Source organism: Ramlibacter cellulosilyticus, assembly GCF_014297465.1.
GTDB lineage: Bacteria > Pseudomonadota > Gammaproteobacteria > Burkholderiales > Burkholderiaceae_C > Ramlibacter > Ramlibacter cellulosilyticus.
Genome location: NZ_JACORT010000003.1, coordinates 247,999 through 260,645, shown reverse-complemented (window position 1 = coordinate 260,645; position 12,647 = coordinate 247,999). Strand labels below are relative to the sequence as shown.

The window sequence follows — 12,647 nt, the reverse complement described above, 5'->3', positions numbered from 1 at the left end:
AGCCGTGTAGGACTCCGGCGCGAGCGGACGGTTCAGCTGATTCGGTAAGGACTTGCGACTAGCCGCCGGCACGCCTGGCCTTGAAACCGCGCTGCTGCAGCAAGGCCATCACCTTGTCGACGTGGTCGCCCTGGACTTCGATGGAGCCGTCCTTGACGGTGCCGCCGCTGCCGCAGGCGGCCTTCAGGTCCTGTCCGAGCTGGAGGAGCGCGGTGGCGTCGACCGGGACGCCGCGCACGACGGTCACCGCCTTGCCGCCGCGGCCCTTGGTCTCGCGCAACACGCGCGCGATGCCGTCCCCGGCGGGTGCGGACGCCGCCTGGCGGCAGGTGCATTGCGCGACCGGCCGCCGGCACGCCGGGCACATGCGGCCGCCTTCGGTGGAATAGACGAGGCCGCCTCCCGTGTTGCGCATCCCCGCATTCTACGGAGCGGCGCCGGCCACCGCCTCGAGCGGCAGGACGCTCGTGAGGAAGCGGTAGCCCTTGCACGCGAGGTAGCGCGGGTCGCTGCGCACCATCGCCATGAACTCGCGGTGGCCGGACTTGCTCCGCCCCACCAGGCCGCCGGCGCTGCAGCGGCCCAGGCCGCCGCGTGCATCGTCGTCGCCGCAGTGCTGGTCCAGGCCGAGCACTCCGGCCAGCGCCGCGCCGTTCGCGTTGCGCGCTTCCACCGGCCCGGTCTGCACCAGCGCGTCGTACGGCGCGTCGCCCTGGTGCAGGCCCACGCTCCAGGATTTGTACTGGCCGCAGGCCACGTGCACCGCGCCCGGGCCGCCGACGTGCAGGCTGCCTTCCCACGCGCCGGCCAGCTGCGGCCGGCCGCGTTCGTCCACGCGCAGCAGCAGCCGCGCATCGCCGAAGGTGGCGTCCACGCTCGGTGCGCCGTCCAGGCCCATGTCGGCCACGTAGACGATGTTCAGCGCGCGCGGGTGGCGGCACAGCCAGTGGCCTGCTGCCTGCAGCGCGCGCACCGTATCGCCCGCGAGGTCGTCACCGGCGACGAGGGGAAACGCGGCGTCGGCCTGCAGCAGCGCGCTGGCCACGTGCATGTCGAGCGACGAGGCCCCGGCGAGCCCCCAGAAGACCAGGAATTCGGACAGTGCCCACTGCGACACGGGCCCGAAGAGGCCGTCGGCCGGCGGGTCGAGCAGGCCGGCGGCGGCCAGCCGCGCCTGCACGTCGGCGGCGAGTTCGGGATCGGCGCCCACGCGGGCGAGGGGCACGGCCGGCGCACCGCCGGCGATGTGCAGGAGTCTCATCGCATCCTCCAGCGCCGCGCGGTACGACGCGCAGGCGGGCACATGCTAGGCGCCGCGCGTGCCCTTGCCCTCTGCCGGATGGTGCATCAGCGCTGCGCCTGGGCCTGCGGGAAGCGGTAGATCGTTTCGTTGAGGTAGCGCGCGACGGCCTGCACGTCGTCCTCGGCCCAGTTGAGGCCGGCGATGCCCTGGAAGCGGCGCACCTGCCCGAGGAGCGTGTCCCAGTCGCGGGCCAGCCGCTGGTCGCGCCAGTGCATCTGCTGCGTGTGGCACTCCACGCAGTGGTTTCCGTAGAGCAGCCGCCCGCGGGTGGCGCTGGTGTCCTGCGCGTGGGCCGAGGTGGCCGCGAAGGCGGCGAGGGCGACGAAGAGGAGACGCATGCTGCACCTCATGGTTGTGCAGGCCATGCTAGGGACGCGGCGCCGCGCCCCGTTTGCGGCAGGTCAAGTCATTCGTGCGAATGCCGGCGGGCGATCACCCATTCCAGCAGCACGACACCGGCGGCGATGAGCACCGCCCACAAGGCCACGGAAGGCGCGACGAGGTTCTGCGCATAGGCGTCCGAGGCGCGCGTGTACGCCTTGAGCGCGAGCTTGATGCCCTGGGCCCATTCCTCGTGCAGGATGTCCATGTCTTTCCTCCCTGGCTGCGACGCACCGTCCCGCGCCATGCAAGCAAACTTAGCACCGGCGCTGCGCGCGTGCCTCGCCCTTTCGGGGTGGCCCTGCGGGAGGAATGCTCAATCGAGCGGCGGCGTGCTCTGCGGTGGCTTGCGCGCGTGCGTCGCCTGCTCGAAGGCGTACGCCAGCGAGAGCAGGCGCGGCTCGGTGTAATCGAGTGCAAGCAGCTCCGCGCCGATCGGCACGCCGATGGGTGCCGTCGCCGTCGGCGTGGAGAAGCCGGCCGGGAAGGTCACGGCCGGGAAGCCCGTGCCGTGCGAAAGCACGCCGTTGCGCTCCGGCTGGTCCGGCTGGCCGGCGGGCGCGACGAGCACGCGCTGCAGCGGGTACAGGATCGCATCGAGCTTCAGTTCCGCCATCTTCGCGGCGACGAGGACGCGCAGCTTGTCCCGGTTCAGCATGCGCTCGCGGTACGTCGCGTTCGCCAGGCCGTCCTCGATGGCGATCTCCGCTTCCATCGTCTTCTGGATGTCGGGCGATGCGGTGCGGCTGTCCACGAGTTGCCGGAAGCTGGTCACCGGCTGGCGCGGGCCGAGCTCGGCGAAGTACTTGTCGAAGGCGGCGCGCGCTTCCCAGCGGTCGGTGCCCACGTTGGCCGCCAGTGCGTCGAACCCGGGCACGCTGAAGCGCACCACCGTGGCGCCCTGCGCCTCCATGGTGCGCATCGCCTGCTCCATCACGCGGTTCACTTCCGCGTGCCGCGGCTCCTTGCCATACAGGTTGCCCATGACGCCGATGCGCGCGCCGCGCAATGCACTCGCGTCGAGCGCCGCGGCGTAGCTGGCCGGCGCCTTGCCGACGCCGAGCGCGGTGACGGGGTCGCGCGGGTCGAAGCCGGCCATCACGTCGAGGAGGTACGCGGCGTCCTTCACGGTACGTGCGATCGGGCCCGCTTCGTCCTGCGTGAAGCTGTTGGGCATGACGCCGCCGCGGCTCACGAGCCCGCGCGTGGGCCGCACGCCCACGAGGGCGTTGGCCGACGCGGGCGAGCGGATGGACTGGCCCGTGTCGCTGCCGGTGCCGAGCACGGCGAAGTTCGCCGCGAGCGCGGCGCCGGTTCCGCCGCTGGAGCCGCCGGGCGTGCGGGTGAGGTCGTAGGGATTCAGCACCTGCCCGCCGAGGCTGCTGACGGACACGCCGCCGCGCGCGAACTCCTGCAGGTTGCTCTTGGCGAGGATCAGCGCACCGGCGGCGCGCATGCGCTGCACGGTGAAGGCATCGGCGGACGGCCGCGAGTCGCGCATGGCGAGGTTGCCGCCGGTGGTGGGCATGTCCTTCGTGTCGAAGTTGTCCTTCAGGATCACGGGGATGCCATGCAGCGGGCCCACCTGCCCCTTCTTCGCCTTGTACTCGGCGTCGAGGCGCGCCGCCTCCTCGAGGGCTTTCGGGTTCACGGTGAGCAGCGCGCGCAGCGCGGGGCCCTTGCGGTCGTATGCATCGATGCGCGCGAGGTAAGCCTGCACCAGCTGCATGGTGGTGAGCGTGCCCGCACGGTAGGCCGCGTGGATGCTGTCGACGGTGGCTTCTTCCAGCGCGAAAGGCGGGGTCGTCATGCGCCGCCATTATGCGGATGAGCGCGCGCTTGCCGGCGTGGCTCGGCACGTGCACAGTGCACGGGGGCGCGGGCCGGTATGCAATCCGGCAGATGGCGCCTTCCCCGCTGCGGCCTAAGCTGGCTGCAGCTTTCCTGGGAGACGTCGATGAGCGAAGTCCTGAGCGCCACCATCCTGTGCAGCGACTGCAGCGAGCGCAGGCAAGACCTGGAGGGCACCGGCCACCACGTGGTCGACTGCCGCGAAGACCCCGGCCTGCCCGGCTACTGCGTGCTGCGCTACACGATGCCGCCGGCCACGCGCGGGGCCACCGGACCGCTGATCGCCGCCACGCAGGCCCAGGCCGCCAAGGCGATCGTGAACCTCTTCGAGACGGGGGCCGTGCGCGGCGACTACGGGCAGGTCACGCTGCTGCCGGGCGACACCGGGCGGCTCACCTACGGGCGCGCGCAGACCACGCTCGGCTCGGGCAACCTGCACCTGCTCATCGAACGCTACTGCGCCACCACCGGTGCGCGCTTCGGTGCACGCCTGCGCGCGTGGCTGCCCGCCCTGGCCTCGCGCAGCGCGGCCGCCGACACGGACCTGAAGCTGCACAACCTGCTGCGCGCCTGTGCCGACGACCCCGTCATGCGCGACGTGCAGGACGCCTTCTTCGACGAGGTGTACTGGGAGCCCGCGGTGCGCGCCGCCACGCGCATGGGCATCCGCTCGCCCCTGGGCATCGCCGTGGTGTACGACAGCTGGGTGCACGGCTCCTGGGGCCTGCTGCGCGATCGCACCACCAGCGCGGGCGCGCTGCAGCAGGTGGGCGAGCACGAATGGATCCAGCGCTACGTGCGCACGCGGCGCGAGTGGCTCGCGACGCATCCGAACGCGCTGCTGCGGCAGACGGTGTACCGCATGGACGCGTTCCAGCGCCTGATCGCGCTGGACGCCTGGGGCTTGCCGCTGCCGCTGGTGGTGCGCGGCGAGGAGATCTCGCTCGCGACGCTGTCGGCGCTGCCGCCCGGCTGCTACGACGGCCCGCAGCCCGGCACGCGCGACCTCGCGGTGCGCACGCCGCTGCAGCGCGGGCTGGACGTGCGGCTGGTGCAGCTCGCGCTGTCGGACCAGGGCTGCGACGTGCGCGCGGACGGGATCTTCGGCAACGGCACGGCGCGTTTCATCCGCGCGTTCCAGCGCACGAGCGAGTTGCCGGAGACGGGGGTGGCGGATGCGGGGGTGATCCACCGGTTGCTGACGATCGAGGGGTGATCGGTGGGGTTCACTGCGTTCACCTTCCGCCGCTGGCGCGGCGCCACCCTACAGGGGGCGACCGGTCCCCTGTAGGGTGGCGCGGCGAAGCCGCGGAAGGTGAGCGTCAGCGAACCCCACCGGGCGGCGCTCACGCCTCCAGCCGCCCCGTATCCGGCAACGCCATATACCCGACGGCCCCATCCGGATCGCACCCGACCGGATACACCTTCCGGTCCGGCTCCCCCGCCTGCAGATCCGCCTCGGACCGGAACAGCCGCGAGAACAGCCGCCGCGACTCCGTCGTCAGCCCGTCGAGGAAATAGCGATGCCCGCCCATCCCCGTCTGCGCGTTCGAGAAGCTGATGTAGCGGAAGCCCGGCCCGCGTAGCAGCGTCGCGCCGGGGTCCACCCCCAGCTTCGCCTGCTTGCCGCCGTCGGCCACGAAGGCGCCGAACAGCACGTTGTCCGCCTTGTTGAAGGTCACGTAGGTCCGCCCCTTCGGCCGCAGCTGGTGCAGCCAGCCGGCATGCCCGTCGGCGCGCGCACAGGGCGCGAGCAGCACCACGTTCTGCGCCGTCGCCACCGACTCGCTCGCCCCCGGCACCTCCAGCGTGTACTGCAGCAGGTGCGCCCCGAGGCTGTGCGCGGCCAGCGTGTACGGCCGCGCGTTGGAGATCAGCCGCGCCGTCGCGACCATGCGCAGGAAATGCGCGAGCGCATCGACGGAGTCCTGCGCATTGGTCTTGGCCTGGCGGTAGCGGCGCGCGAACTGCTGCGCGTCGGCCTGGCCGCGCGTCGCCGGCTTCACGACCGAGAGATCCATCTCCTCCACCGGCGCGTCGCCGCCTTCCAGGCGCGGCAAGGCGCTGCCGTCGCACAGGAAGCCTTCGGAAGCCCAGGAGAAGCCGACGACCTCCACGTTGTACTCGGTGTCCAGCTGCAGGCAGCGGCCGAAGGTGTGCACGGGCGTGTGGCTGTTGCCATGCACGAAGACCAGCACCGGCCGCGCGCCGGAGAACAGCGGCAGCAGCAGGTCCAGGGCGTCGCGTTCCGTGACGTCGTCGTCGATCCCGGACAGGTCCCACCGGCCCGAGGCATCGCGCACGGCCGCGGCCACGCCGATGCGGCGGGCGCCGGGGGCGAAGCTGCGCTGGAAGGCCGAGGCTCCCGCCCCGGGAACGACGTCGCGGTTGGTGAAGACGAGCATGGGGACCTCCTCGCAGGGGGAGGACAGTCTGCGCCTCGCGCGCGCGCATGTCACCCCTGCCCGATGGCAGAGGCATGCTGCGCGGCTTGGGTTCTCCCTAGCACGCCGACGCCACGGCCGGGCGTAGATTGGCCGGCAGTCGCCCTCCCCTCCAAACCGCGACGCAAGGAGACATCCGCATGACCCGTGCTTCCCGCCGCCTGCTCATCGCCGGGGCTTTCGCCGCCGCGTTCGCCGCCGCCCTGCCGGCTGCCGCGCAGAACTATCCCTCGCGCCCCATCCAGCTGATCGTGCCCTGGGGCGCGGGCGGCGGCACCGACGCGACGGCGCGCATCCTGGGCAGCCTGATGGAGAAGGAGCTGGGCCAGCCGGTGAACGTGGTGAACCGCACGGGCGGCAGCGGCGTGGTCGGCCACGCCGCCATCGCCTCCGCGCCGCCGGACGGCTACACCATCGGCCTCGCCACGGTGGAGATCGGCATGATGCACTGGCAGGGCCTGACCGAGCTCAAGGGCGACTCGTACACGCCCATCGGCCTCGTCAACGCGGACCCGGCGGGCGTGCAGGTGCGGGCGGATGCGCCGTACAAGTCGGTGCAGGACCTGCTCGCGGCCATCAAGGCGAACCCGGGCAAGTTCAAGGCGTCGGGCACGGGCCAGGGCGGCATCTGGCACCTGGCGCTCGCGGGCCTGCTGCGCGACCAGAAGATCGATCCCGCGGCGGTGGCCTGGGTGCCCAGCAACGGCGCCGCGCCGGGCCTGCAGGACATGGTGGCCGGCGGCATCGAGATCGCGCCGGTGTCGCTCCCCGAGGCGCGTTCGCTGATCGACGCCGGCAAGGTGAAGAGCCTCGCGATCATGAGCGACAAGCCCGCGGCGCTGTACCCGCAGGTGCCGACGCTGAAGTCCGCGATCGGCAGCGACTGGACCATGGCCGCCTGGCGCGGCATCGTCGCACCCAAGGGCATCCCGGCCGACGTCCGCAACAAGCTGGCGGCGGTGGTGCAGAAGGTCGCCAACAGCAAGGAATACCAGGACTTCATGGCGAGCCGCGGCTTCGGCGTCATCTACGCCGGGCCGGAGGAGTTCGGCAAGTTCATGGCGAAGTCGGACGCGGAACTGGGCGCGACGATGAAGGCCGTGGGCATCGCGAAGTGACGTCGCCACGGCGGCGCACGCCGCCGTCTCGCGACGTCATCCCTGCGCACGCAGGGATCCATAGGGCATTCCCACGGGCTACCGCATGAAACTCAATGACGCCGTGTTTGGCGTGCTCCTGCTGCTGCTCGGCGCCGCCGTCCTCGCGGCCATCCAGGGCTATCCCAAGATCCCGGGGCAGCCCGTCGGGCCTGCCCTCTTCCCGGGCCTCATCGCCGCCGGGCTGTGCATCTGCGGCGTGCTGCTCGTGGCGAAGGGCCTGCGCCATCGCGCGGAGCAGCACTGGCTGGTGTGGGACGACTGGGTGCGCTCGCCGCGCCACGTGCTCGCGTTCGTGGTGCTCATCGGATCCATCCTGTTCTACATCCTCGCGGCCGACAAGCTCGGCTTCCTGCTCACGGCGGCGATCATCCTCGCGGCGCTCTTCCTCGTGCTGCGCGTGCGGCCGCTGGGCGCCATCACCATCGCGATCGTTGCCAGCCTGCTCGTGCACTTCGCCTTCTACAAGCTGCTGCGCGTGCCGCTGCCCTGGGGCATGCTGCAGGGAGTGGCCTGGTGACCGGGGGCGCGATCGCCCAGGCGTTCGCCATGGTCTTCGAGCCGGGCACCCTCATCGCGATGGTGCTGGCCTCGCTGTACGGGCTGTTCGTCGGCGCGGTGCCGGGCCTCACGGCGACCATGGCCACCGCCCTGCTGGTGCCGGTGACCTTCTTCATGCCGCCGATCCCCGCGATCGCCACCATCGTGACGGCGACCGCCATGGCGATCTTCTCCGGCGACGTGCCCGGCTGCCTGCTGCGCATCCCGGGCACGCCGGCCTCGGCGGCGTACACCGACGAGGCCTATGCGATGACGCGCAAGGGCCACGCCGAACTCGCGCTGGGCGCCGGCCTGGTCTTCTCCGCCGTCGGCGGCCTGTTCGGCACCGCGGTGCTGATCCTCGCCGCTCCGGCGCTCGCCGAGGTGGCGCTGCACTTCAGCTCCTTCGAGTACTTCTGGCTCGTGCTGCTGGGACTGACCTGCGCCGTCTTCATCACGAGCGACCAGCCGCTCAAGGGCGTGGTGACGCTGCTGCTCGGCCTGCTCGTGGCGTGCGTCGGCCTGGGCAACCCGGCCGGCTTCCCGCGCTTCACCTTCGGCAATGCGGAGATGACGGGCGGCATCGGGATGATCGCGATGATGATCGGCATGTTCGCGATCTCGGAGGTGATCCGCTACGTCGTGGACACCAGCCCGCCGGCGGAACTGGTCGTGGACCACGTCGGCAACGTCATGCGCGGCCAGTGGGAGCTGGCGAAGAAGTACCCGGTGCAGATCCTGCGCGGCAGCACGCTGGGCACGGCCGTCGGCGCCCTGCCCGGCGCGGGGGCGGACATCGCGGCGTGGATGTCCTATGCCATGAGCAAGAAGTTCTCGAAGGAGCCGCAGAAGTTCGGCACCGGGCACGTGGAAGGCATCGTGGAGTCGGGCTCCGCCAACAACAGCGCGCTGGCCGGCGCGTGGATCCCGGCGCTCGTCTTCGGCATCCCCGGCGACTCGATCACCGCGATCGTGATCGGCGTGCTGTACATGAAGAACATGAACCCGGGGCCGACGCTGTTCACGACCAACCCGCAGAACATCTACGCGGTGTTCCTGCTGTTCATCATGGCGAACATCCTCATGGTGCCGCTGGGCATCCTGTGCATCAAGGTGGCCAAGCGCATCCTCAAGGTGCCGCGCAACATCCTGATGCCGCTGATCCTGCTGTTCTGCATCGTGGGCACCTTCGCGATCAACAACTCGCTGTTCGAGGTGACGGTGATGCTGGTGGCCGGCGTCGTGGCCTACGTGCTCGAAGCCAACCGCTTCCCGATCGCGCCGGCCATCCTGGGCGTGGTGCTGGGCGGGATGCTGGAGGAGAACTTCATCACGTCGATGATCAAGTCCAACGGGAACCTGGGCGCGTTCTTCGACCGGCCGATCGCGCTGGGGCTGGCGGTGGTGACGTTCGCGGTGTGGTTCGCGCCCGCGGTGATGAAGGTGGTGCGGGGGCGGCGGCCGGTGGTCGCGGCGTAGGTGCGTTCGCATTGCTGGGGTTCGCTTCGCGAAACCCAGCCTACGGAGCGTGCCTCGTAGGCTGGGTTTCGCGAAGCGAACCCCAGCGCATTTTCAAAGCGCCGCAGGCGCTGCCACCTTCAACTTCTCCGCCCAGGGCTTCAGCGCCTCCATGATCCCCGGGTGCAGCACCACGCCCTCCGCGGCCTGCTGTTTCGCCAACGCAAATCCCTTCTCGCCCGGCAGCCGCACCGGCCGCCCCTCCTGCGCCGGCTTCGCCGCATGGCACTGCCGCGCCACTTCGTCCATCTGCCGCACGAACTCCTGGCTGCCGCCGAAAGCCGCGGGGTCGAGGACCTGCAGGAACACCGTCGCGCCCCAGCCCTGCTTGGGGTCGGCGCGACCGAAACCCGCCAGGCCGCCCGTGAGCGCTTCGACGGTGAGCGACAAGCCATAGCCCTTGTGCCCCGAATCCAGCCCGCCCAGCGGCAGGATCGTCCCCTTCGGTTCCTGGAACAGCACCGCGGGATCGTTCGACGGCTTGCCGTGCCCGTCGATCACCCACGGCGCCGGCAGCTTGCCGCCTTCCTGGTGCAGGCGGTTGGTGAGCCCGTTGGTCGTGGCCGACGTCGAGATGTCCGTCACGATGGGCGTGCCCGACGTCGGGATGCCGAACGAAATGGGATTGGGCGTGAAGACGGGCGTGAGCCCGCCGTAGGGCGCGACGCTGGCCGAGTTGGCATCGGAGGACGCGAGGATCATCATCATCCCCTGCTCCGTCGCACGCTTGTGGAAGGCCGCGAGGCAGGCGATGTGGTGGCTCTTGCGGATGACGACGGTGCCCGTGCCGCAGCGCTTCGCCATCGGCACCGCCTTCTTCATGGCTTCCAGCACCAGCCAGGGACCGGGCAGGCGGCGGCCGTCCCAGGTGAGCGCGGCGGGCGTCTCGCGGATCACGTGCGGCTGCCCTTCCACGTTCATCGAGCCGGACTCCACCTCGCGCAGGTACGAGGGCAGCAACTGCAGCCCGTGCGTGGTGTGGCCGAGCAGGTCGCCTTCGATCAGGATGTCGGCCACCCCCTGCGCCTTGTCCTCCGGCATGCCGGCGGCGGCGAGCAGGTCGCGTGCATAGTTGTGCAGGGCGGAGGCGTCGTAGCGGGGGGTGGTCATGGCGCGCCAGTCTACGCCGTGACGCTGCATCTTGCCGGACACGGCCTGCGCCGGGCTGCGCCCCAGTCGTACCTCAGCCGTGCCCCGGATGGGCCACGATGGCGGGATTTGCATCCTGCGGGAGACCCAAGGCATGGAATCGCCGTTCTGGCTGTGGCTGTCCATCGCGCTCGTCGCGATGCTCGCGCTCGTCATCTACTCCATCCGCTGGCACCGCAGCCCGATCCTCGCCGTCGACAGCGACTCGGACATCGGCGAGCTGATGCCCTCGCTCTCGGGACTGACGCTCAGTACCTCCGTGGAGGGCAACACGGTGGACATCCTGGAGAACGGGCACTTCTACGACGTGCTCGTCGAACGGATGCTGGCGGCGCGGAAGTCCGTGCACTTCGAGACGTTCCTGTGGAAGCCCGGGAAGCTGGCGGACCGCCTGGCCGACGCCTTCATGGACCGCGCGCGCGCCGGCGTGCCCGTGCGCATCCTGCTGGATGCGCAGGGGAGCAAGAAAATCGAAAAGGACAAGGTGGCTTTCCTGCGCGAGGCGGGCTGCCAGGTGAAGTTCTTCCACAAGCGCTCGCTCTACACGATCGGCGTCCTCAATGACCGGGACCACCGCAAGATCTGCATCCTGGACGGCAAGGAAGCCTTCGTCGGCGGCCACTGCATCACCGACGACTGGCTCGGGGATGCGGAAGACGGCCTGCACAACTCCGACGTGAGCGTGTGGCTGCACGGGCCCATCGTGCACAGCATCCAGGGCGCCTTCAGCGAGAACTGGGCAGGCGAGACCGGTGAGCTGTTCGTGGGCGACGCCTACTTCCCCGTGCTGCAGAAGGTGGGCGACATCTCGATCCACGCCGCCTACGTCAAGCCGGAGAATTCCGCGCCGGTGGTGAAGATCCTGCACCACACGGTGCTGTGCCTCGCGAAGAAGAGGCTCTGGATCCAGAACCCCTACTTCATCCCCAAGAAGGAAGCCATCGCCGCGATGGGCGCGGCGGTGAAGCGCGGCGTGGACGTGCGCGTGCTGATGCCGGCCGCGAGCGGCTCCGATTCACCGACGGTGCAGCACGCGGGACACCGCCACTTCGAGACCATGCTGAAGCTGGGCGTGCGCCTCTTCGAGTACCCGCACACGCTGCTGCACCAGAAGGTGATGACGGTCGACGGCTGCTGGAGCGCCGTGGGCTCCACCAACTTCGACGACCGCTCCTTCGACACCAACGACGAGATCACGCTCGGCATCCTGGACAAGGACGTCGCCGCGAAATTCGATGCCATCTTCGAGAAGTACGTCGCCCGCGCCCGCGAGGTGAAGCTGGAGGAATGGCGCAAGCGCGGCTGGCTGCACAAGCTGCACGACAACGCGGCGTACCTGCTCAACGACGTGCTTTGACCCCGTCTTGCTCCCTCTCCCCCCTGGGGAGAGGGTTGGGGTGAGGGGCACGCACGCACTCAGCTCAGCACGAACGGCCGCATCCTCTCGAACGACCGATCCACGTTCCCCGCCAGGAAGTACTGCGGGCTCTGCGACCCGCCCAGCGCCGCGGACACCTGCTCCTGGAACTGCCGGTGCGTGCCCCGGAACTCGCCGTTCTTCCACGCGGCCAGCACCTGCGTCGTGAACGCGCCGTTCACCGGGCCGTCGTACGAGACCTGGTCGTCGCGGCAGCCGGAGATCAGGATGATGCTCGCGCCCACGGTCTGCTTCTCCGCCGGTCCCGCGAGCTGCTGGATGGAGTCGAACAGCGACTTGCGCGCCTGGTAGATCTGCGTCGCCTTCGGCAGCGGCAGCCACTTGGGCCGCATCTCGCCGCGCATCTCCGTCGGGCGCGTGCGCAGGCGGTCGCGGGTGACCGAGCCGCTGTGGCAGCTGTCGGAGAGCACGAAGATGCGCGCGCCGGCCGGGAAGCGCCCGAACATCGCGTACAGCTCGTCGTCGAGCAGCATGCGGTCGTGCAGGCACCAGGTCTCGTCGAACGTGTCGGGCTCGTCGCCGTTGGTGTCGGGCACCTGGCCGCCGTGCCCGGAGTACGTCATGAAGAAATGTTCGCGGGGGCCGACCGCGGCGGCCGCCTCCGCCATCGCCTTCAGCACGTTCGCCGAGGTCGCCTGCTCGCGCTTGAGCTGCTGCGCCTCGTAGCCCTGCGCGCGTGCGATCGCGAACATGTCGTCGCAATCGCGCTCGCAGGCGGCGAGCTGGCCGTCCCAGCCGTCGTAGGCCGCCGGATCGACGAAGTTGAGTCCGATGTGGAGCGAGCGATGCGCCATGGTGCGCCTCCTTCCAGGATGGTCCCGCGCGAGTGCGGGTTGCCACTTTAGGAGTCTCGCGCCACGGTTCGC

At 70.4% G+C, this 12,647-nt stretch carries 13 protein-coding genes; 5 read left to right on the top strand and 8 right to left on the bottom strand.

All coding sequences use genetic code 11. From position 1 onward, the window contains the following. Positions 1-58 precede the first annotated feature (58 nt). The 5 genes from H8N03_RS09905 to H8N03_RS09885 all read right to left on the bottom strand — a co-directional run bounded on the left by H8N03_RS09905 (position 59) and on the right by H8N03_RS09885 (position 3,494). Positions 59-415 (bottom strand): translation initiation factor Sui1, encoded by a 357-nt coding sequence (locus H8N03_RS09905; protein WP_187075997.1) that lies wholly within the window; start codon positions 413-415, stop codon positions 59-61. A gap of 9 nt (positions 416-424) precedes the next feature. Continuing rightward, positions 425-1,261, bottom strand: coding sequence for a peptidoglycan-binding domain-containing protein (locus H8N03_RS09900; RefSeq protein WP_187075996.1), 837 nt, complete (start codon positions 1,259-1,261; stop codon positions 425-427). An 86-nt stretch (positions 1,262-1,347) separates the two neighbouring features. After that, on the bottom strand, positions 1,348-1,641 hold the full coding sequence (locus tag H8N03_RS09895; RefSeq protein ID WP_187075995.1) for a c-type cytochrome: 294 nt from the start codon (positions 1,639-1,641) through the stop codon (positions 1,348-1,350). A 68-nt stretch (positions 1,642-1,709) separates the two neighbouring features. Beyond that, entirely contained in the window at positions 1,710-1,892 is a 183-nt protein-coding gene (locus H8N03_RS09890) for a hypothetical protein (RefSeq protein WP_187075994.1), read from the bottom strand. Positions 1,893-2,000: 108 nt separating this feature from the next. Next, on the bottom strand, positions 2,001-3,494 hold the full coding sequence (locus H8N03_RS09885; RefSeq protein ID WP_187075993.1) for an amidase family protein: 1,494 nt from the start codon (positions 3,492-3,494) through the stop codon (positions 2,001-2,003). A gap of 147 nt (positions 3,495-3,641) precedes the next feature. Between H8N03_RS09885 and H8N03_RS09880 the strand changes: the two genes are divergently transcribed. After that, positions 3,642-4,751 carry a chitosanase gene (locus H8N03_RS09880; RefSeq protein ID WP_187075992.1) on the top strand — a complete coding sequence of 370 codons (1,110 nt, stop codon included), beginning with the start codon at positions 3,642-3,644 and terminating at the stop codon, positions 4,749-4,751. Positions 4,752-4,881: 130 nt separating this feature from the next. On the opposite strand, the gene H8N03_RS09875 is transcribed toward H8N03_RS09880, so the two are convergent. Continuing rightward, positions 4,882-5,940: an alpha/beta hydrolase gene (locus H8N03_RS09875; RefSeq protein ID WP_187075991.1), complete on the bottom strand. Its 1,059-nt coding sequence runs from the start codon at positions 5,938-5,940 to the stop codon at positions 4,882-4,884. Between the two features lie 179 nt (positions 5,941-6,119). On the opposite strand from H8N03_RS09875, the gene H8N03_RS09870 reads away from it, so the two are divergent. The 3 genes from H8N03_RS09870 to H8N03_RS09860 all read left to right on the top strand — a co-directional run bounded on the left by H8N03_RS09870 (position 6,120) and on the right by H8N03_RS09860 (position 9,155). Continuing rightward, positions 6,120-7,097, top strand: coding sequence for a tripartite tricarboxylate transporter substrate binding protein (locus H8N03_RS09870; RefSeq protein WP_187075990.1), 978 nt, complete (start codon positions 6,120-6,122; stop codon positions 7,095-7,097). A gap of 85 nt (positions 7,098-7,182) precedes the next feature. Further along, complete coding sequence (locus H8N03_RS09865) at positions 7,183-7,656, top strand: tripartite tricarboxylate transporter TctB family protein (protein ID WP_187075989.1); 474 nt, start codon at positions 7,183-7,185, stop codon at positions 7,654-7,656. A gap of 29 nt (positions 7,657-7,685) precedes the next feature. Next, positions 7,686-9,155: a tripartite tricarboxylate transporter permease gene (locus H8N03_RS09860; protein WP_187076205.1), complete on the top strand. Its 1,470-nt coding sequence runs from the start codon at positions 7,686-7,688 to the stop codon at positions 9,153-9,155. 93 nt (positions 9,156-9,248) lie between these two features. On the opposite strand, the gene H8N03_RS09855 is transcribed toward H8N03_RS09860, so the two are convergent. Next, entirely contained in the window at positions 9,249-10,304 is a 1,056-nt protein-coding gene (locus tag H8N03_RS09855; protein ID WP_187075988.1) for an Ldh family oxidoreductase, read from the bottom strand. 133 nt (positions 10,305-10,437) lie between these two features. Between H8N03_RS09855 and H8N03_RS09850 the strand changes: the two genes are divergently transcribed. Beyond that, positions 10,438-11,700 carry a phospholipase D-like domain-containing protein gene (locus tag H8N03_RS09850; RefSeq protein WP_187075987.1) on the top strand — a complete coding sequence of 421 codons (1,263 nt, stop codon included), beginning with the start codon at positions 10,438-10,440 and terminating at the stop codon, positions 11,698-11,700. Positions 11,701-11,759: 59 nt separating this feature from the next. Here the strand turns inward: H8N03_RS09850 and H8N03_RS09845 are convergent, their stop codons facing one another. Continuing rightward, a complete protein-coding gene (locus H8N03_RS09845; RefSeq protein ID WP_187075986.1) occupies positions 11,760-12,575 on the bottom strand; it encodes a caspase family protein in 816 nt (271 codons plus the stop codon). Positions 12,576-12,647 lie beyond the last annotated feature (72 nt).